Below are 236 nucleotides of genomic sequence, written 5' to 3' on the forward strand. Positions count from 1 at the left end.
GGTGCTGGGCACGTGCGGGCCGCGCCACAGGTCCTGCCAGACGACCGCCTCGGTCCCCCGGCCCGCGCCGCGCACGTTCTGGTAGTAGGTCAGGCCGCCGGCGCCGACCTCGACCGACGCGCCCCCCCCCGCCGTCTCGGCGGTGGACTTGAGGCCGATCAGCTCGAGCTTGTACGGCTCGGCGGCGGCCAGCGCGCGCGCCACGTCGGCCGTGACCTCGACCCGGCGGAAGGTCT

General features: G+C 76.7%; 1 pseudogene. It reads right to left on the bottom strand.

Going from position 1 to position 236, the window contains the following annotated elements:
- Positions 1–236 (bottom strand): annotated as a pseudogene (thrS, locus tag KVT14_RS21370) (threonine--tRNA ligase); the annotation flags it as partial.

The organism is Cellulomonas sp. GbtcB1 (assembly GCF_019091725.1).
Classification (GTDB): domain Bacteria; phylum Actinomycetota; class Actinomycetes; order Actinomycetales; family Cellulomonadaceae; genus Cellulomonas.